This window comes from Paenibacillus sp. AK002 (assembly GCF_053903045.1).
In genome coordinates this window covers 5956369-5974266 of the sequence record NZ_CP096377.1, presented here as the reverse complement: position 1 = coordinate 5974266, position 17898 = coordinate 5956369, and the positions used below count along the sequence as shown (strand labels likewise).

General features: G+C 51.0%; 18 protein-coding genes and 1 riboswitch. Of the genes, 12 read left to right on the top strand and 6 right to left on the bottom strand.

Going from position 1 to position 17898, the window contains the following annotated elements; all coding sequences use genetic code 11:
- Window positions 1-78: 78 nt before the first annotated feature.
- The gene (locus M1D70_RS26810; protein WP_009592898.1) at window positions 79-288 is read right to left on the bottom strand and encodes a hypothetical protein; all 210 of its coding nucleotides are present in this window, start codon (window positions 286-288) and stop codon (window positions 79-81) included.
- A 221-nt stretch (window positions 289-509) separates the two neighbouring features.
- Between M1D70_RS26810 and M1D70_RS26805 the strand changes: the two genes are divergently transcribed.
- Both M1D70_RS26805 and sda read left to right on the top strand, forming a co-directional pair.
- Complete coding sequence (locus M1D70_RS26805) at window positions 510-1172, top strand: YheC/YheD family protein (protein WP_009592895.1); 663 nt, start codon at window positions 510-512, stop codon at window positions 1170-1172.
- A gap of 298 nt (window positions 1173-1470) precedes the next feature.
- Window positions 1471-1614, top strand: coding sequence for a sporulation histidine kinase inhibitor Sda (gene sda, locus M1D70_RS26800; RefSeq protein ID WP_006212600.1), 144 nt, complete (start codon window positions 1471-1473; stop codon window positions 1612-1614).
- A 191-nt stretch (window positions 1615-1805) separates the two neighbouring features.
- On the opposite strand, the gene M1D70_RS26795 is transcribed toward sda, so the two are convergent.
- Window positions 1806-2807 carry an NAD(P)/FAD-dependent oxidoreductase gene (locus M1D70_RS26795; RefSeq protein ID WP_009592883.1) on the bottom strand — a complete coding sequence of 334 codons (1002 nt, stop codon included), beginning with the start codon at window positions 2805-2807 and terminating at the stop codon, window positions 1806-1808.
- A gap of 479 nt (window positions 2808-3286) precedes the next feature.
- On the opposite strand from M1D70_RS26795, the gene M1D70_RS26790 reads away from it, so the two are divergent.
- Entirely contained in the window at window positions 3287-4480 is a 1194-nt protein-coding gene (locus M1D70_RS26790) for an NAD(P)/FAD-dependent oxidoreductase (RefSeq protein WP_009592911.1), read from the top strand.
- Complete coding sequence (locus M1D70_RS26785) at window positions 4481-4741, top strand: hypothetical protein (protein WP_456288429.1); 261 nt, start codon at window positions 4481-4483, stop codon at window positions 4739-4741. It abuts the gene before it with no gap.
- A gap of 70 nt (window positions 4742-4811) precedes the next feature.
- Here M1D70_RS26785 and hemQ read toward each other — a convergent pair whose 3' ends face one another.
- Complete coding sequence (gene hemQ / locus M1D70_RS26780) at window positions 4812-5561, bottom strand: hydrogen peroxide-dependent heme synthase (RefSeq protein ID WP_119846453.1); 750 nt, start codon at window positions 5559-5561, stop codon at window positions 4812-4814.
- Window positions 5562-5811: 250 nt separating this feature from the next.
- Here hemQ and M1D70_RS26775 point away from each other — a divergent pair, with 250 nt between their 5' ends.
- The 3 genes from M1D70_RS26775 to dnaI all read left to right on the top strand — a co-directional run bounded on the left by M1D70_RS26775 (window position 5812) and on the right by dnaI (window position 8805).
- Window positions 5812-6111, top strand: coding sequence for a YuiB family protein (locus M1D70_RS26775; protein ID WP_015737411.1), 300 nt, complete (start codon window positions 5812-5814; stop codon window positions 6109-6111).
- A gap of 200 nt (window positions 6112-6311) precedes the next feature.
- Entirely contained in the window at window positions 6312-7817 is a 1506-nt protein-coding gene (locus M1D70_RS26770) for a helicase DnaB (protein WP_456288428.1), read from the top strand.
- 34 nt (window positions 7818-7851) lie between these two features.
- Window positions 7852-8805: a primosomal protein DnaI gene (gene dnaI, locus M1D70_RS26765; RefSeq protein WP_009592849.1), complete on the top strand. Its 954-nt coding sequence runs from the start codon at window positions 7852-7854 to the stop codon at window positions 8803-8805.
- Between the two features lie 127 nt (window positions 8806-8932).
- Here the strand turns inward: dnaI and M1D70_RS26760 are convergent, their stop codons facing one another.
- Entirely contained in the window at window positions 8933-9088 is a 156-nt protein-coding gene (locus M1D70_RS26760; RefSeq protein WP_006212594.1) for a hypothetical protein, read from the bottom strand.
- Between the two features lie 253 nt (window positions 9089-9341).
- Here M1D70_RS26760 and trxA point away from each other — a divergent pair, with 253 nt between their 5' ends.
- Window positions 9342-9659, top strand: a complete 318-nt coding sequence (gene trxA, locus M1D70_RS26755; protein ID WP_009592891.1) for a thioredoxin — start codon at window positions 9342-9344, stop codon at window positions 9657-9659.
- Between the two features lie 137 nt (window positions 9660-9796).
- Window positions 9797-11800: an excinuclease ABC subunit UvrC gene (gene uvrC / locus M1D70_RS26750; protein ID WP_456288427.1), complete on the top strand. Its 2004-nt coding sequence runs from the start codon at window positions 9797-9799 to the stop codon at window positions 11798-11800.
- Here uvrC and M1D70_RS26745 read toward each other — a convergent pair.
- On the bottom strand, window positions 11772-13460 hold the full coding sequence (locus M1D70_RS26745) for a CPBP family intramembrane glutamic endopeptidase (RefSeq protein WP_009592906.1): 1689 nt from the start codon (window positions 13458-13460) through the stop codon (window positions 11772-11774). The genes uvrC and M1D70_RS26745 overlap by 29 nt on opposite strands.
- A gap of 291 nt (window positions 13461-13751) precedes the next feature.
- Window positions 13752-13896: riboswitch (cyclic di-AMP (ydaO/yuaA leader) on the top strand.
- Between the two features lie 63 nt (window positions 13897-13959).
- Here M1D70_RS26745 and M1D70_RS26740 point away from each other — a divergent pair.
- On the top strand, window positions 13960-15300 hold the full coding sequence (locus M1D70_RS26740) for a TrkH family potassium uptake protein (protein WP_015737407.1): 1341 nt from the start codon (window positions 13960-13962) through the stop codon (window positions 15298-15300).
- A gap of 16 nt (window positions 15301-15316) precedes the next feature.
- Window positions 15317-15991 (top strand): potassium channel family protein, encoded by a 675-nt coding sequence (locus tag M1D70_RS26735; protein ID WP_009592874.1) that lies wholly within the window; start codon window positions 15317-15319, stop codon window positions 15989-15991.
- Between the two features lie 36 nt (window positions 15992-16027).
- On the opposite strand, the gene M1D70_RS26730 is transcribed toward M1D70_RS26735, so the two are convergent.
- Window positions 16028-16945, bottom strand: a complete 918-nt coding sequence (locus M1D70_RS26730) for a LysR family transcriptional regulator (protein ID WP_009592853.1) — start codon at window positions 16943-16945, stop codon at window positions 16028-16030.
- Window positions 16946-17220: 275 nt separating this feature from the next.
- On the opposite strand from M1D70_RS26730, the gene M1D70_RS26725 reads away from it, so the two are divergent.
- A complete protein-coding gene (locus M1D70_RS26725) occupies window positions 17221-17889 on the top strand; it encodes a succinate dehydrogenase cytochrome b558 subunit (protein ID WP_015737405.1) in 669 nt (222 codons plus the stop codon).
- The last annotated feature ends 9 nt before the right edge of the window (window positions 17890-17898 follow it).

Below are 17898 nucleotides of genomic sequence, written 5' to 3'. Positions count from 1 at the left end.
TGCCGCCCATAAGAAATGAAAAATGCAGCGGACTCCCGCAGGCGGGGCCAGCTGCATTTTGTTGTTCTTCCTATCCGATCATACCGGGAAGAAGAAGGTATCGTTCAGCATCAGCACGATCATGCCGGCAGCCACGAGCGAGAAAACGATGCAGCCGGCCCCGAGTCCGCGGCGCTTGTCTTTGATGAACTTGAAGCCCATGACAAAGATCAGAACGGTGATGGCTGCAAGGGCAACCGACATGCCGACAATGGCAATCCAGTACAAAACTTCAAACAATGCTGCCAAGGTGACAAAGCCTCCTTTATGGTTATCCATGGATGGATTTATTACGGACAAAGCTCTGCTCTTACTATACGATAGATCACATCATTTGCAAAGGGAGGCTCGCTTCGCGCCATGAATGCGTCAAATTATTAGGCATAACGATCCCGGACAATCATCCAAGACAAAGTGCGGATAAGAGAATAGGATAACGTATGTCATGAATAAAAGGAGGCGAAAGCAGCATGGCGGGAAGACAATTGGCCAGCAAGTGGCTGAAGACGGAAGCGCTGCTGACCGATCCGCAGGTTGCTCCCTACATTCCGGCGACCCAGTCGTATGGAGGGGATACCCTGGTCTCAATGCTGGATGAACACGAAATGGTCGTGATCAAGCCGATTGTAGGCACCGGTGGTAACGGAGTCATCCGAATACAGAAAGACGGAACGGGATACTTGGTAACCCATAAGAGGCGTACTGTTCATGTAGATACATTGAATTCCCTGTTGCACGTATTGAACAGAATGAAACTGAAACGGCGTTACATGATACAGCAGGGGATTCATCTGGCTAAAATTCAGGGACGTCCGCTGGATTACCGCGTTAAGGTAGTCAAGGAAAGAGGAAGATGGGAATTCCGGGCCATGCTAGGTCGGCTCGCGAACCCGGGGCTGTTTGTGACGAACATTTGCAAAGGGGGGACGCTGCTTCGTTGCCGCCATGCTCTGCGGCTGTCGCTGCCCCATATCAATGCCAGGGAGAAGCGTAATGAAATGCGCCACTTAACCAGACAGTGCATCACGATCCTGGAATCGCGCTTTCCCGGGATCGGGGAACTGGGATTCGATTACGGACTCGACGTCGAAGGCAAGATATGGATTTTGGAAGTAAATACAAGACCAAGCTGAATTTTTTGTTTAATATTCCCAACAGAAGTCGTTTATATGATTTTTTAATAGGGTAATAAAAAAATAACCGTAATCTACCGATATAATAATTGATCAATTTTTTTTATGGTAGATTTACCCCATATCCTGTGTATAACATTTATCCCCATAATCCACTTTGATATGACCTTGTTTCTTACACTTACCAACAAATTATACACAGGATTTCCACAAGAGGTTGTGGATAAGCGAACAGTTGTTCCGTTTTCGCATGTCTGATATGATAGATTCAGGAAATATGAGGAAGGGGTGTGAGGGGATGGCTATGTTGACGGATGAGATGCTTCTCGATTCCTATCATATGGCTGTTGAATTGAAGTTGGAACGAGAGTTCATCACTCTACTGCTAGCCGAAATTCATAAACGGAACTTGGACACCGATTCCGGCAGCATCCTGCATTAATCAGATTTTCGTATATAGAATAGATAACTTACGACATGATACGCATATAATGTGGGAGCTTTCAACCAAGTTCTACATATGGTTTGAAGAAGAATAGAAAAGGTATCTTCCGTTCTGAGCGGCGCATCGCCCTCTGGAACGTTAGATACCTTTTTTTCTGTATGTCGAAGCGTTAAGGAAATCGCTAACCTTTACAATTTCATGTTGCTGCTATGTCCCGGAGCCAATCTGGCTTCAGGATCGAAGTATACTTTGGCATTGTTGACGGCGGTTGGCGCTTCGCCGAATCCGACGGCAATGAGCTTGACCTTGCCAGGATAGGTCGTGATATCGCCGGCCGCAAAAATACCCGGGATGCTGGTTTCCATGCGGGAGTCCACGACGATGGAGTTGCTTTCGATGGCGATGCCCCACTCGGAGATCGGACCGAGGGAGGAAACGAAACCGAAATTGACAATGACATCGTCAACTTCAATCTCTTGCGTCTCTTTGGTCTTAATATGCGACAGCGTCACTTTTGTAATGGCATCTTCACCATGCAGCTCCGTGATTTCGGTTGGTGTCACGATGTTCACCTTCGAGGCCATCAGCTGCTCCACGCTATGCTCGTGGGCACGGAACTTGTCGCGGCGGTGAACCAGCGTAACCTGCTCGGCGATCGGTTCGATCATGAGCGCCCAGTCTACCGCGGAATCGCCGCCGCCGCTGATGAGAACCTTCTTGCCTTTAAAGCGACTGAGATCGTTGACGAAATAATGAAGGTTGGCCTTCTCGTACTTCTCGGCACCTTCAATCTCCAGTCGGCGGGGTTGGAACGCCCCAACGCCGGCTGTAATGATGACGGCTTTGGCATGGTGTTCGCCCAGATTCGTTCTCACGACAAAATGACGTTCTTCAAGCTTTTCCACAGCTTGGACTTTCTCTTCAAGACGGATGTCCGTTTTAAAGAGCTCCATTTGCGCGGACAGATTGTTCACAAGCTCCTGGGCGGTAACCTTCGGGAAGCCTGCCACGTCATAGATATATTTTTCGGGATACAGCGCAGCCAATTGGCCTCCGAGCTGAGGCATGCTCTCGATAAGTTTAACCGAGGCTTGGCGCATTCCGCCGTAAAAAGCGGCAAACATGCCTGCAGGTCCGCCACCGATAATCAAAAGATCCGTCATATTGTTGTCTTGTGGCATCGTTGTCATGCGGTAAGCACCTCCATAAAATGAGTTTATATTCGAATCAGACAGACGTTCTTGTCCGGATAAAGCTGATTCATGAATTCCTTACCTATTATAATCGTCCCGAACCGGCATGAAAAGTCGAGAATTGAGTTAAAATACCTAACATTGGAATGGTTGCGCTTACTTAGCAAGTAAGGGGGGAAATGGCGGAATGATTTGCATATTTAATGGCAAAAAAATTCTTGATATTTGCATGGTTTATGCATATGATTAACGTGATAACTTGTGTTCATTGCAGGGTTCTCATATCGATTGGTTACGGCAGCAATCATAAGGAAACCGCAGGATTACAGCTGTTTTTGAACCGTAATGAACCATCAGGTCAAATGATGAAACGGGCTCTGATAAGGGCTCTTCTCTTTTTTTGGATGCAATTTCACAGAATGTTAACATGTGTACCATACTGTATATATAAAGAGTAAGCTGGAAGGAGCAGTAGAATGAGCAGCATACCGAAGATCGTAATCCTTGGCGCGGGTTACGGGGGCATATTGACAGCGCAGCGGCTGCAAAAAGAGCTGAATTATAATGAGGCCGATGTTACATTGGTGAATCGCCATGATTATCATTATATTACAACGCATTTGCATATGCCGGCAGCAGGAACCGACAGCATTGAGAATACCCGGGTATCCATATCCAAGTTGATAGACGAGTTCAAAATCGATCTGGTCAAATCCTCGGTTCAGGAAATCCGCCTTCACGATAAGAAGGTTATCCTTGAAGATGGAACGTTATCCTATGACTATCTTGTCATTGGACTCGGCGGCGAGCCGGAGACCTTCGGGATCCCGGGACTCGCAGAGCATGCGATGACGATCCGAAGCATCAACTCGGTACGATTGATTCGAGAGCATATTGAATATCAATTTGCTTTATATAAGAATGAACGCAGACCGCAAGAGCGCATCAACTTCGTGGTTGGCGGAGCCGGGTTCAGCGGCATCGAGTTTGTAGCCGAGCTGGCGGACCGCATTCCGAGACTGTGCAAGGAGTATGACGTCGATCCGACATTGGTGAACATTTATAACGTAGAAGCCGCGCCGTCGGCGCTGCCGGGGTTTGCCCCCGAGCTGGTTGAATACGCCATGAACGTTCTCGAGAAGAAGGGTGTTACCTTCAAGATGGGCATTGCGATCAAGGAATGCCTGCCGGGCGGAGTCGTGCTGAACAACGGCGAAGAGATCCGGGCGGCAACGGTCGTATGGACCGGAGGCATCCGCGGGAACCGCCTGGTTGAGTCGGCCGGCTTCGAAACAATGAGGGGCCGCGTGAAGGTTGATGAATATTTACGCGCTCCGGGATACGAGAACATTTATATTATCGGCGATAACTCCCTCATTTTTAACGAAGAAGGCAGACCTTATCCGCCGACCGCCCAAATGGCGATGCAGCAGGGCGTATGCTGTGCCCAGAATATCGTTGCGGCGATCCGGGACAAGTCCATGCGCAAATTCGAGTTCCATAATAAAGGCACGGTTGCTTCCCTCGGCCGGGGCGAAGGCATTGCGGTTGTCGGGGATAAGAAATACCAGGGATGGAAAGCGGCCCAGCTGAAAAAATTGGTTGATCTGCGCTACCTCTTCATTATCGGAGGCATTCCGCTCGTCCTGAAAAAAGGCAGGTTCCTATAAATGAGACATTGCAGCGTTCAAGTACGGGGGCTGCTCACAAGAGGTGAACTGGATCGCTACAACGCCCTGATGGAGGTCGGCTCCTACCTGGAGTCGCAAGAGCGGTACGATCTGGCTTATACCGTTCAGCAGGAAGTCGACATTCTCATTCTTCCTGCCATTGAGCGCCTCAAGGATAAAGGGCGGGCCCGGGACCGGGCCACCGCTGAATATCTTGAAACCTTGCGCAAGCAAGAGCAAGATGAGGAAGACGGCGAATAACAGAAGAAGGGATGCTCTCATTCGGAAGAGCATCCCTTTTTTTTGATATGCCATTTATGTGCAGAAGGAATTATACCTTCATCAAGTCGGTGAAAGAAGCCTGATCGAGCAAGTTGCCGACATAGAAAGGACCGAATTCGCCGAAACGCGCGCTCACTTCGTCAAATCTCATTTCGTACACGAGCTTTTTGAATTGAAGCGCATCGTCGCTGAACAAGGTAACGCCCCATTCCCAATCGTCGAAGCCGACGGAACCGGTGATGATCTGCTTGACCTTGCCGGCATAACCGCGGCCGATCATCCCGTGGCTCTTCATCATGGATTTGCGGTCATCCATGCTCAGCATGTACCAGTTGTCCGACAAATCCCGCTTTTTGTTCATCGGGTAGAAGCAGATATGCTTCGATTTTGGCAGGACCGGCTTCAGGCGGGCAATGACATGCGGGTTCTGCATCGGATCCTCATCGGAGGAGCCTGCCAAGTAATTGCTCAGCTCGACGATGCTGACATAGGAATAAGCCTTGGTGGTGAACTGGGCAAACGTCGTTTTGTTAAAAGCGTTCTCGATCGCGTTCAGCTCTTCCAGCGTCTCGCGCAAATGCATGAAAACAAAATCGGCTTTCTGGCCGACGATGGTATATACGGCGGTGCTGCCCTGCTTGGCGGTCTCGACGGCATCCCATTCCGCAAGGAACGCATTCAGCTCGTCCAGCGCAAATGCGCGTACTTCTTCGTCTGCAGCTTTCCAGGCCGGCCAATTGATGGTGCGGAAATCATGCAGCGCATACCAGCCCTCGAGCGTCATTGCAGCTTCGTTCATGTGATCACTCCTAAACATTATGTTCGTTATAATTGAAGCGGATGGCCGCTTGCATTAACTTCCTATATTGTACTGTAAGCGCAGTCGGAAGGGCAAACGCCGACACAATGTATTCACGATTGTTCGTTGATCTGTGACATGATTTTTAGTAAACTAGCTATTAGCTAAAGCTTGGTGTGCTGTTTCTTGCTGCAATAAAGTAGGATAGCTGCTATGCGTAGGTGATAAAGAAGAGGTGAAAACAGCGATCATGCTTCAATTTATTCCTGTGCTCGTGCTGATGATTTTGTTTTTTGTCATGATGTTCGGTATCGGTTTTATCCTAAATATGTTGATGAAGACGACCTGGTTTCCGTGCTTTCTGTTCGTGATTGTCATTCTGCCGGTCGTTGTATACAGCTTGTGGGATCGGGGCCAAATGTCGTTCTGGACTCACGTCGGATCGTTCCAGTTGGTGGATTACTTAACGGGAGTTGCGGGTCTGATCGGGGCTTACATGAGCGGATGGACCATTAAGACATTGCGTATTAAAGGGTTTAGAATGTTTTAATCGCGCTTGGCGCAAATTGAATGTAATGTTAATGGCGGCTCTTCGATACGTGGGGGCCGTCATTTATATTTATGGAAGCTCTGCCAAAAGGCAGACGCAAGAATTCCATAATTTTTGATGCGAAAGAACCGACTTCTGAGCATCGGATTTATGATAGAATAGAGGAAGTCTATTTTTGGGCGACAGGGGGAGCATAAACGATGCGCATGACTAATTTTTTACATTTTACAGAGAATCACCGTTACTGCGTATACCGTGACTTCTGCTTAAGCGGCCTGGACGACAAAATGCTTGGTTCGATATATCAACCGATGGTCGGCGCGTTTGCGGTCAGCCTGTACCGTCTTCTCGTATCGCATGTGCCGCTGGAGAAGGTGGGCTATTCGGCCATAGAACAGCAGCGAAGATTATTTTTGACATTAGGGCTGGAGCCCAGCGAAAAAGGACGCCGCTATCTCATTGAGCAAACCTCCAAGCTGGAAGCGGTAGGATTGCTGCAGACCAGCCGGATGTTCGTCCCGGAAACGGACGACCATGTCTATGAATATGAGCTTCAGGCGCCGCTCAGTCCGGCAGAGTTCTTCAATACCCAGCATTTGACGCTGCTGCTTCGCGACAAGGTGGGGAAATTCGCCGTCCTGTCGCTGAGGGAAGAGCTTTGGAGCAAGGAACCCCTGGAATGGTCCGGCATTTCCCTGAACAAGGAGAACATCTCGGTTCCCTTTTACGATATTTTCGAGTTGAACACGCATGTCATTGATTATGAACTGGAGCAGGCGCTGGAAGAGGTAGCGGTATCAAGGAAGTCGGTGCTGCCGCCGAATCCGCAGGGAGAAGGCCTGAACTACGCGGACATTATTCTGCGATTCCCGCGCGAGTCCCGCAATCGCGTCTTTGTGGAGCGTCTTCGCTATGACCATGAACAGATGGGCATCGTGAATTACGTCGTACGCAAGTACGATCTCAGCACGCAGGATTTGTGCCGCCTGCTTGACGAGGACGGCATCTTTACCGAGCACGGCGAGGTTGTCCTGGACGATTTGCAGCACAAAGCCAGCCTTCACTTTAGGCAGGGCATGAAGATGCAAGAGAAGCGGCAGATTACGGCGGGCAAGGTGGTTGCCCTGCATCAGGAGATGACGGCCGATCCGGACGAGCCTGCGCAGGAGCATGCCGTACAGATGGAATATTACGTCGAGGTTCCGGCCCAGTTCCAATCCAAATGCGATATTCACCAATATAATATGATGCTTCGCAACGAGCCTTATACACGGCTCCTGCAGACGTTCTTCCCGGGCTCGGTTCCCGCGCAGTTTCTGGACATCTTCGAAAAGATCGACCTGAGCTACAAGCTGCCGGGCGAAGTCATCAACGTGCTCATTCATTATTTGATGTCGCTCATTGCCGCAGGCGGCGAGCAGCGGATCAACCGCAACTTCGTGGAAGCCATCGCTTCCAATATGCTGCTGAAGCAAGTAAACAGCTATGAGAAAGCCGTTCAGTATATACGGGATCAAGCCAAGATGAAAGGCAAGCAGAAGGCAGCCTCGCAGCGCACGCGTACATACGCTAAAGGCGGAAAGGTGAAGCCGGAAATTCCAGTGGCTTTGGAGTCCGATCAGGCGGAGGCCGTATCGGATGAGGAGTTCGAAGAAATGATGCGGTTTGCGGCAGAAATGCAGGCTGGCAACAAGAAGGGCGGATAAGGAAAATCCTGCTTAAGAGAGGAGGGAACGGGTGATGGAGTCCCTTGGTGAACTGCTGGAAAGCATGAAAAGTACTGCGCTCCTGCGCAGAACCGAGCAAATTACGGAGGATTTGCTCAGGAATCCTCTGATTCAAGCACTGCGAAGCGAATATCCGGAGATCGATGACCGGGTCATACGATTGAATTTAAGCAAGCTGTATCAATATGCGGGAGACCAGGCCCACTGCCAGGCTTGCCCGGGTCTGGACCGGTGTCCGAATGATTTCCAGGGACATTTCAGCAAGCTGGATATCCAGCGGATGAACGGCACGGTGGAGATCTATGAACGGAAGGCGCCGTGCTCCCTGCAGATTGCAAAAACCAATGAGGATCAGATCAAAAAGCGGATTCGCAGCTTTTATGTTGACGAGCATGCCTTGAGCGAAGGGTACGACAACATGGAGATTATGGCGAAGGACCGCTTGCGGGCACCTGCGGTGCACCAGGTCTTCAAATATATCCGGGATACGAAGGAGAACGGCTTGTCCCCGCGCGGCTTGTATCTGACCGGTTCGTTCGGTACCGGGAAAACGTACCTGATGGGTTACCTGATGCATGAGCTCGCGAAAGCGGGCCATTCGGGCGTGATCGTCTATATGCCCGATTTCGTGGAAGATCTGAAAACCATGATGCAGGACGGCCAGAAGCTGAAGGACATGGTCGAGACGATGAAGCATTGCGACCTGCTGATCTTTGACGACATTGGAGCGGAGAATTTGAATCCGTGGGTACGGGATCATGTCCTCGGCTCCATCCTGAATTTCAGGATGAACCGGCTGCCGACCTTCTATACGTCGAACTATCCGCTCGACGGGCTGGAACAGCATCTCAGCTTCACGAGCAAGGACGGCGAGGAGCTTCACAAAGGGCAGCGGTTGATGAACCGGATTGCGCCTTTCGTGGATGTCGTTCATTTGTTCGGGGAGAACCAGAGAGGGAAGTTTTAGACGTCTGCTAAAATGCACATGAGCACAGTGGACAAACGTCCCTTGAAGCGTAAAAAGTCTGATCCCGCTTGCGCATGGAGCGCGGCAGGATCAGACTTTTTATCTGTGCACAAGGAATCATCAAATATTAACCGACCAAGAACTTGATAATGACGAATCCGAAAAAGATGATGGTCATGAAACCGAACATCCCCACGAAGCCCATCATCAAATCGCCAAAGTCATTGCGTGGTTCTTCATTGATGTGCTCCCGTGGATCGTTAACGCGTACGTTTACATCCATGGTGCTTGCCTCCTCAAAAGGTGAACATGCCGTGCGAACACGAAAAACTTGACAGTCACCCGACTTGTTACTAGTAGTATACCCAATGCGCAAATCATTTGTAAAGATTGCATAAAAATCCCGTGAAAACCTCTTTCTTTAGGTGAGTATATTTCACTTTTTCCGGCCGATTGTGGTATACTAAATTCGTCGACCCATTCGACAATTATGATTCGCACTTTACTCGATCTTATCCTGTGAGGAGGAGAATACAATGGCTATCGTCAATGTTACCGACCAAACCTTCGTCAATGAAGTAGAAGGACAAGGCACGGTTGTAGTTGATTTCTGGGCGCCATGGTGCGGCCCTTGTAAAATGCTTGCTCCGATTCTGGACGAATTGTCTTCAGAACTCGGCGATGATGTAAAAATTGCAAAGGTGAACGTGGATGAGAATCCGGAATCCGCAGCACGCTTCGGCGTCATGAGCATTCCGACCATGATCTTCTTTAAAGACGGCCAGCCTGTCGATAAAGTCGTAGGTCTGAACTCCAAAGAAGCCTTGAAGGGCATCATTGCAAAACATCAATAAGCAGGATTTGCCATAGACTGCAATCCGCTTTCATACAGCGCCTTCGGTGTAACCCGGAGGCGCTTTGTGTGGTTCATTATCATGGTATATATTAATAATGTTAATATCATACAATCTCCTTGGAGAGGAGGAATAGCATGGACGATTCTGCCAAACGGCTTCAGGATCAGGAGAAGGCGCAGGAGAATATTCGCCACAAGCTGGCATTGCTGCCGGATCAGCCGGGCTGCTACCTGATGAAGAACCATGAAGGCACGATTATTTACGTGGGCAAGGCCAAAGTGCTGAAGAACCGGGTGCGCTCGTATTTTACCGGGAGCCATAACGGGAAGACCCAGATGCTCGTTTCGGAAATCCGCGATTTCGAATACATCGTGACGGGCAGCAACATGGAAGCGTTAATTCTGGAGTGCAATCTGATCAAATCCCATCAGCCGAGATTCAATGTGCTGCTGAAGGACGATAAAACCTATCCCTACCTTAAGATAACGAATGAAGAGCATCCCCGCCTGGAAGTGACCAGGAGGGTGCTTAAAGATAAAGCCAAATACTTCGGTCCGTATCCCAACGCGTATGCGGCGCAGCAGACCAAAAAGCTGCTGGACCGGATGTATCCGCTGCGCAAATGCGGCGTTATGCCGAAAGAGGTCTGCTTGTATTACCATATGGGACAATGCTTGGCTCCATGCGTGAAGGAAGTGCCGAAGTCCGCCTATGAACAGATTACGGGAGAGATTACTTCCTTCCTGAGCGGCGGGCACGAAGAGATCAAGAAGGAACTGCAGCGAAAGATGCAGGAGGCCGCGGAGGATTTGTATTTCGAGCGTGCCAAGGAGCTCAGGGACCAAATCATCCATATTGATACCCTCATGGAGAAGCAGAAGATCACGACAACGGATACCCGGGATCGCGACGTATTCGGTTATGCCGTGGACAAAGGCTGGATGTGCGTGCAGATTCTGTACATGCGCCAAGGCAAAATGGTGCAGCGCAACAAGTCCGTTTTTCCGTTCTACGGGGATGCGCACAGTGATTTCATGTCGTTCATAGCCCAGTATTACAGCGATAATCCTGCATTGCCGCAGGAAATTCTGCTGCCTGGGCCGCTGTTGGCAGAGGAGGCCGGCTCCGAGACGGCAACCGGAAGCGCCGGAGATCAAGGTGCCCGGGACGCAGGCGAAGCCGCGGAAACGGAGAAGAAGCTGACCACGGATGCATCCGAAGAACAGCGGGAAGTCCTTGTCCAAGCCCAGGCGGAGCAGGCGGAGGCCGCCGGCCTCGTAGATGCTGCCGGGGGCGCTGCCGCCTTGCAGGAATGGCTGGGCGTGAAGGTTCACGTGCCGCAGCGGGGCTTGAAGAAACAGATGGTCGGCATGGCGTCGGATAACGCAAAGGTGTCCCTGGATGAGAAATTCCGCTTGATTGAGCGCGATGAAGAACGGACCTCGGTTGCAGCGGCCAATCTGGGCGAGGTGATCGGCCTTCAGTCGCTGAACCGGATCGAGGCGTTTGATAACTCGAACATTCAGGGCGCAAATCCGGTATCGGCCATGGTTGTATTCACCAACGGGAAACCGGATAAGAAGGAATATCGCAAATATAAGATCCGTACCGTGCAGGGGCCGGACGATTACGATACGATGCGTGAAGTGATCCGGCGGCGTTACGAGCGTGTATTGAAGGAGAACCTGCCGCTTCCGGACCTCATTGTCGTCGATGGGGGGAAGGGACAGATCTCAGCGGCCATCGACGTGCTGGAGAATGAACTGGGGCTGTTCGTCCCGGTCTGCGGGCTTGTGAAGGATGCCAAGCATAAAACGGCGCAGCTGATGGTCGGAGACCCGCCGGAGCCGGTGTCGCTGCCTCGGGACAGCCAGGAGTTCTATTTGCTCCAGCGCATTCAGGATGAGGTTCACCGTTTCGCGATTTCCTTCCACCGCGAGCAGCGCGGGAAATCGATGGTGACGTCTAAGCTGGATTCGATACCGGGCATCGGGGAGAAGCGCCGCAAAATGCTGCTGAAGCATTTTGGCTCGGTCAAAAAAATAAAAGAGGCTTCAGTCGAAGACTTCAAGCCCCTTTCAATCGGTGAAAAATTAGCAACGGAAATTCTTAATGCACTTCGTGAGGAGGAGTCGTGACATACGGCTTCTCTTTTTTTGTCGGGTTGAAACGGTAAATCGCATAGGCTACAATCGCCGGAAGCACCATGTAAAAAGCGCCCGTCAGCAGGTTGGCGGCATCCTTGAGCATGATCAGGCTGATGCCCATCAGGATGCTGTTGAAGATGACATGGGAGAACATGGCCGCCAAATACCCGTATTTCAAAAAGATGTAGCTGAACAGCAAACCGATGATGACCAGCTCAATCGGCCGGGAGATCACGGGGTATATCGGATAGAGCGTATGTCCCAGCGCCCAGATGAGCGAGGTGATCAAGCTTGCGACAAAGGTATTGCGGACGATCTTTTTCACCATCTTGATGCCGAACAGCCGGTACACGGCCTCCTCGGATATGCCGGCCAGCCAGGCCATCAATGGAAACAGCCAAGGATACAGCATGTTGTAAGGCGACTGCGTCGCATCCGTGGTGGACCATGTATTCAGGGTCAGGCCAAGACCGATAAAGATGACGGATTGGACGCCAAGCAGGATGAAGGCCCACATATACCCCAGCTTCATGCTGTCCAGCACGTAGTGCCCGTATCCGGGTTCTTTGGCGCGCGGCCATGGATTGAGCCCGTCTTCTTTATGCCACAGCCCGCTGCCGCCGACAAGGGAGAAATAGAGCAGGGCGGAGAAAACGAGCGAATAGACGGCATAGAAAATCATCATCCCGAGCACGCCGGTTTGCGACATGCCTTCGGATTTGAAAACGGGAATCAGATTGTACGTGTTCAGCATCTGAATGACGAACAGCAGCGCCGATAAGAACAGGCCGCGCTTAAACGAGGTGTAGGCCCTGGTCTTTACGCTGTACACAATCGCAAGAATGCCCAGGATTAGGGTGAACAGGCCGTACCCGGCGAGCGTCAGCAGGGTGGCATCCTGCGTCTGCTTGTTGACATAAGCGGAGTGGGCGGCCGGGACCGAGAAGGAGGGCTCATAAGAGCGCAATTTCCCCTGCTCGAAGGTGAAGCGGTGCTCCAGCCTGGAGTCCCCGATCCTGGATTCAGGGTCCACATATTTGAGACGGGGCTCCCCTTCCTTCGTAACCAGCTCCAGATTCGACAGGTCATAACCCGCCCGCTGAAGCCATGGCTCGGCCAGCGCCTGCTTCTCGGCCAATGTCATGCCATCCTCAACGACGAGCAGCATCTGTCTCTGAATTTCGCCCTTGTTCAGCTCGATCCGGTCAAAGCTGGAGCGGGCATAATCATACGAGAATCCGACGATGCCGGAATTCTGCATGTGCACGTCCACATTGAGGGCATCGCCTCCAGGCTCGCTGAAGCGAACGCGGTATACGTCATAGGGATATTTGGCTTCATAGGTTTTGTTATATTCCGAAAGTCTCTTCTCCTTCGCCAGATATCCGTAAAGTTCCGATTTGGATTGATATGTAACCAAGGCTTCGTCCGTGTCCGCAGCCGCAAACTGCAGATGCTCCTGAGCAAACCTTGAAGCTGCCTGCCGAGCCTGCTCCTTGGAAATGATATCCGGCGAGGCCATCTCGGTATCGTCCGGATTCGCCCACGGAAATACCTGAAATAATAGGAACAGAATCAGGCCGACTGCGGCAGGCGCGATGAGCTGCTTCAGATTGGGCTTCAGCTTCAAGGGCTCTCTTGCACGATTCATGAAATTCCTCCTCTAAGAAAGTTGATACTCCCACTGGTATTCGATATGCCTGATTAAGAACGCATAGAGTCAATATAACATAGTATGAAAGCCATAAGCAGCTTATCCCAATTATCGGAATATTGAAATAAATCGATGAAAATGAATGAAAGGTTTCGAAAACGTTAGAGAACCCTACGCTTGTATTCTTGAATATGCCCAATTCGCGCTCTTTTAAAGATATTTCGGGCGAAAAACGGCATTGGGTTTACGTACCGGATTGAGTTATAATCACATCATGCTTGAAGGAACCGAATATTCCAGCCGAATTTCGTAATGAAAATGGGGGAACCATGTAATTGGGGTGAATTTCATTATTCCCGGAATAATGAATAGGGCGACCTGTGGAAATGCCCGAATCCGTCAGCTAACCTCGTAGGCTGTTGCACAGGAACCAGACCGAAAGGCACTGCGTTTTCCAGTGTCTTTTTTCGTTGATTTTTTTAAAGAAGGTGTCCGATTGAACGCTAAATTAAACTGGCTTACATTGTCTCCGCCCCAAATTCTCGTGCTTGGTTTTGCGGCCATCATCTTCATCGGGACCGGGCTGTTAATGCTGCCAATCTCGACGACGACGGGCGAACCGCTTGGATTTACTGACGCCTTGTTCACTTCCACCTCGGCAACGTGCGTAACGGGCCTGGTCGTGGTGGATACGGGAACGACATTCAGTTCCTTCGGAGAAGTCGTGATCATGCTGCTGATTCAAATCGGCGGGCTCGGATTCATGACGATGGCTACTTTATTCGCCTTGGTTCTGAAGAGACGCATATCGCTCAAAGACCGTCTAATCTTGCAGGAAGCGATGAATCAGTCCTCGATGGAAGGCATCGTAAGGCTGATACGCAGAGTACTGCTGTACTCGCTCGTCATCGAGGCCTGCGGCGCAGTCCTTTTATCGGTTCGTTGGGCGTTTGATATGCCGCTGGGCCGGGCGATATATTACGGAGTTTTTCATGCGGTGACGATGTTTAACAACGCCGGCTTCGATTTGTTTGGCGATTTTCGGAGTTTGACCGGGTATGTATACGATCCGGTAGTCAACTTCGTCGTGATGTTCTTGATTGTTTCCGGGGGCATTGGATTTATTGTGCTCTCCGATCTGATCGATTACCGAAAACAGCGGAGGCTCTCCCTGCACTCCAAGGTGGTGCTCACGATGACGGCTGCCTTGCTTGCGGTCGGATTTATCGTCATTCTCATATTTGAATTTACCAACCCGAGAACGCTGGGTTCCCTGAACTGGGGCGGGAAATTCTTCGGCGCGTTATTCCAATCCGTAACGCCGCGTACGGCGGGCGCGAATACTATAGATATTACGGGGCTCAGACAGGCAACGCAATTTTTTATCGTCATCCTGATGTTTATCGGAGCATCTCCAGGGTCAACCGGCGGCGGCATCAAAACCACGACCTTTACCATTATGGTAGGGGCGGTCATTGCGATGATGCGCGGGCGGGAAGACATCGTCATGTTCCGTTATCGCCTGGCCCAGGAGCGGGTGCTGAAGGCACTGACCATTGCCTTGCTGGCCCTGCTGCTCGTTCTAACCGTCTCGATGATTCTGTCGACGACAGAGGAAGGGGACTTCCTGGAGATTCTATTCGAAACGACATCCGCCTTCGGTACGGTAGGTCTCTCCATGGGCTTAACGCCCGATTTGACCGTGTTCGGCAAGATCCTGATCAGCCTTACGATGTTTGCGGGTCGATTGGGGCCTTTGACGCTTGCTTATGCACTAGGGCCGAAAAAGGGTAAAGAATTATATCGTCATCCGGAAGGCAAAATGATAATTGGATAAGGGGTATAGGAGAGACATGAAACCAAAGCAATTTGCAATCATCGGTTTGGGGCGATTTGGCGCCAGTCTGGCGCTGGAGCTGATGGAACAGGGATATGAGGTGCTCGGCATCGACCGGAACGAAGAGGTCGTCGAGGACATGAGCGAGCTGCTGACGCATACGGTGGTGGCGGACGCGACGGATGAGGAAGTGCTTAAATCGCTCGGCATCCGCAACTTCGACTGCGGGATCGTTGCGATCGGGAACGACATTCAGATGAGCATCCTCTCCGCCATCCTGTTGAAAGAGCTGGGTGTCGCGATGGTCGTTGCCAAGGCGATTTCGGTGCTGCACGGCCGGGCGCTGGAGAAGCTTGGCGTGGACCGGGTCATCTTTCCCGAGCGGGATATGGGGATCCGGGTAGCGCACCAGCTCGTGACGCCGAACCTGCTTGATTATATCGAATTATCCAAGGATTATCTGATTGTGGAGATGACGGTCACGGACTGCATGGACGGGAAAACGCTGAGCGAGCTTAATACGAGGGTCCGGTACGGCGTCAGCGTGGTGGCGCTGAATAAACAGTCCGGCATTATCGTTGCTCCGACGGCCATGGACGTCGTGAACTCCGGCGACATTATGGTCGTCATCGGCTCCAATGACAACGTGGACCGCTTTGAGTCCGAAGTCGTGAATATGCTCGAAAAATAAATATAGTAGAAAAAAACTGACGATTGCGAAATATCGTCAGTTTTTTTTCGATTTATTTTCCTCCAGCTTGCGGAACAGGATCTCCGTTTCTTCGATCCAGCGGCTGGCCGCCTTGCTCAGCTCCGAGGCTTGTCCGTAGATCAGCGAAGTCGTTCGCCGGGTTTCGATGAGTGCCGGAATATGAATGTCGACGAGCCCGTTATCGGACAGCAGCTGCGGCCTCAGATAGGATTTGGGCAGCAGCGCGGCCGCCTTGCAGGTCGGGATCAGCCTGACGATCGCTTCGAAGGAGTCGATCTCCATCCGGATATCGGGCATGATGCCCCAGCGGTGAAACAGATCGTCCGTCAGCTTGCGGTACCAGGTTCCGGTCGAAAATATGATCATCGGCAGGCCTTGAAGCTGTTCGATGCCCACATCCTCGATTTCCGCCAGCGGATGTGAAGACGGGATGACAAGCTCCAGATGGTCATCGAACAGCGGGATGCAGTTCAAGCCCGGCTGATTGATGGATGAAGCAACAATGCCGACATCCACCCGTTTATCTCTTACATAAGACACGATTTCATGGGTCTTGCCGGTGATGAGCTTGATTTCGGCTGACGGATGACGCTCCATGAAGGCATTGACCAGCGGGGGCAGGGTGGTCTGCAGCGTGGTCAGACTGGCGCCCAGGTTAATCGAGATTTGGTCCCCTTCCCGGTAATGGGCCAAGGTCTGCAAGAATTTGATCTGCTGCTGGCGCTGCTCCAGGGCGAAGGTATACACAATCTGCCCGATGGAGGTAAGCTCCAGCCTTTTGCCGCGGCGGTTGAACAGCTGCAGCCCGAGCTGGTCCTCCAGCTTGGCTATTTTTCGGGACAGGGCCGGCTGTGACAAGTTGAGCAGCTTGGAGGCTTGATTGATGCTGGATTGCTCCACGACGACGGCGAACACGTCCAGTTCTTCGAACATGGAAATCCTCCTATTAAAATAGACATGCGTGCAAAACGTTGCTTATGCGTATAGATTATAACGATTAATAATTATATTGCAATTCCATTATAAGAAAAAAAGGAGTAACATGAAACATGACACAAGTTGTTCACACGATTGCTGAAATAGGCAACTTTTTGTCGTTGCATGGCTTTTTGAACAACCTCTTTTAGGGCAGGGGAAGTGTAATTGTTCTGAAAATAGGAAAGATTGAAAATGAAAACGCTGTACATTGGAAAGGGGAACGTCAACTGATGAAAGGGTATTATTCCAGAAAGCTGCATTCTTTGCTCGGTGTCATACCGCTTGGGGCATTTTTGCTCAGCCATATGATTTCCAACTTTAAGGCTTTCGAGGGTGGAAAGGAAGGCTTCGCGAGCGCGGTCCATTTTTTGAACAGCATGCCGCTGATTTTTTTCCTCGAGCTGTTCCTGATCTGGCTGCCATTGCTATATCACGGCGTCTACGGGTTATACATCGCTTACCAGGCGAATAACAACGTGGGCAACTACAACTATGAACGGAACATCCGCTTCACCATCCAACGGATCACCGGCGTTATTACGTTCGTTTTTGTCATCTGGCATATGTACGATACGCGCTTCCAAATCATGATCGGCAAAATCACGCATGACGATTTGGGCGCCACGATGCACGGCATCATGAACAATCCGGTTCTGTTTATTCTGTACGTCATCGGCGTTGTTTCCGCTACCTTCCACTTCGCTAACGGCCTGTGGGCGTTCCTCGTCAGCTGGGGCATCACCGTCGGTCCGCGCGCGCAGAAGGTATCCACTTACATCTGCATGGGCTTGTTCGTATTGATGAGCGTGCTGTTCGTTCTTGCCATGACAGCATTCCGCGGTTCCGAATTCCAGGCGGCGACGGCAGCGATCGATGTAGTTAAGACAGTCTTAAGTTAAAGGGGAGTG

Excerpts from the sequence above, each read along its gene's own strand:
- M1D70_RS26805 (WP_009592895.1), top strand. The coding sequence starts at position 510 with ATGGCGGGAAGACAATTGGCCAGCAAGTGGCTGAAGACGGAAGCGCTG.
- sda (WP_006212600.1), top strand. The coding sequence starts at position 1,471 with ATGGCTATGTTGACGGATGAGATGCTTCTCGATTCCTATCATATGGCT.
- M1D70_RS26795 (WP_009592883.1), bottom strand. The coding sequence starts at position 2,807 with ATGACAACGATGCCACAAGACAACAATATGACGGATCTTTTGATTATC.
- M1D70_RS26790 (WP_009592911.1), top strand. The coding sequence starts at position 3,287 with ATGAGCAGCATACCGAAGATCGTAATCCTTGGCGCGGGTTACGGGGGC.
- M1D70_RS26785 (WP_456288429.1), top strand. The coding sequence starts at position 4,481 with ATGAGACATTGCAGCGTTCAAGTACGGGGGCTGCTCACAAGAGGTGAA.
- hemQ (WP_119846453.1), bottom strand. The coding sequence starts at position 5,561 with ATGAACGAAGCTGCAATGACGCTCGAGGGCTGGTATGCGCTGCATGAT.
- M1D70_RS26775 (WP_015737411.1), top strand. The coding sequence starts at position 5,812 with ATGCTTCAATTTATTCCTGTGCTCGTGCTGATGATTTTGTTTTTTGTC.
- M1D70_RS26770 (WP_456288428.1), top strand. The coding sequence starts at position 6,312 with ATGCGCATGACTAATTTTTTACATTTTACAGAGAATCACCGTTACTGC.
- dnaI (WP_009592849.1), top strand. The coding sequence starts at position 7,852 with ATGGAGTCCCTTGGTGAACTGCTGGAAAGCATGAAAAGTACTGCGCTC.
- M1D70_RS26760 (WP_006212594.1), bottom strand. The coding sequence starts at position 9,088 with ATGGATGTAAACGTACGCGTTAACGATCCACGGGAGCACATCAATGAA.
- trxA (WP_009592891.1), top strand. The coding sequence starts at position 9,342 with ATGGCTATCGTCAATGTTACCGACCAAACCTTCGTCAATGAAGTAGAA.
- uvrC (WP_456288427.1), top strand. The coding sequence starts at position 9,797 with ATGGACGATTCTGCCAAACGGCTTCAGGATCAGGAGAAGGCGCAGGAG.
- M1D70_RS26745 (WP_009592906.1), bottom strand. The coding sequence starts at position 13,460 with ATGAATCGTGCAAGAGAGCCCTTGAAGCTGAAGCCCAATCTGAAGCAG.
- M1D70_RS26735 (WP_009592874.1), top strand. The coding sequence starts at position 15,317 with ATGAAACCAAAGCAATTTGCAATCATCGGTTTGGGGCGATTTGGCGCC.
- M1D70_RS26730 (WP_009592853.1), bottom strand. The coding sequence starts at position 16,945 with ATGTTCGAAGAACTGGACGTGTTCGCCGTCGTCGTGGAGCAATCCAGC.
- M1D70_RS26725 (WP_015737405.1), top strand. The coding sequence starts at position 17,221 with ATGAAAGGGTATTATTCCAGAAAGCTGCATTCTTTGCTCGGTGTCATA.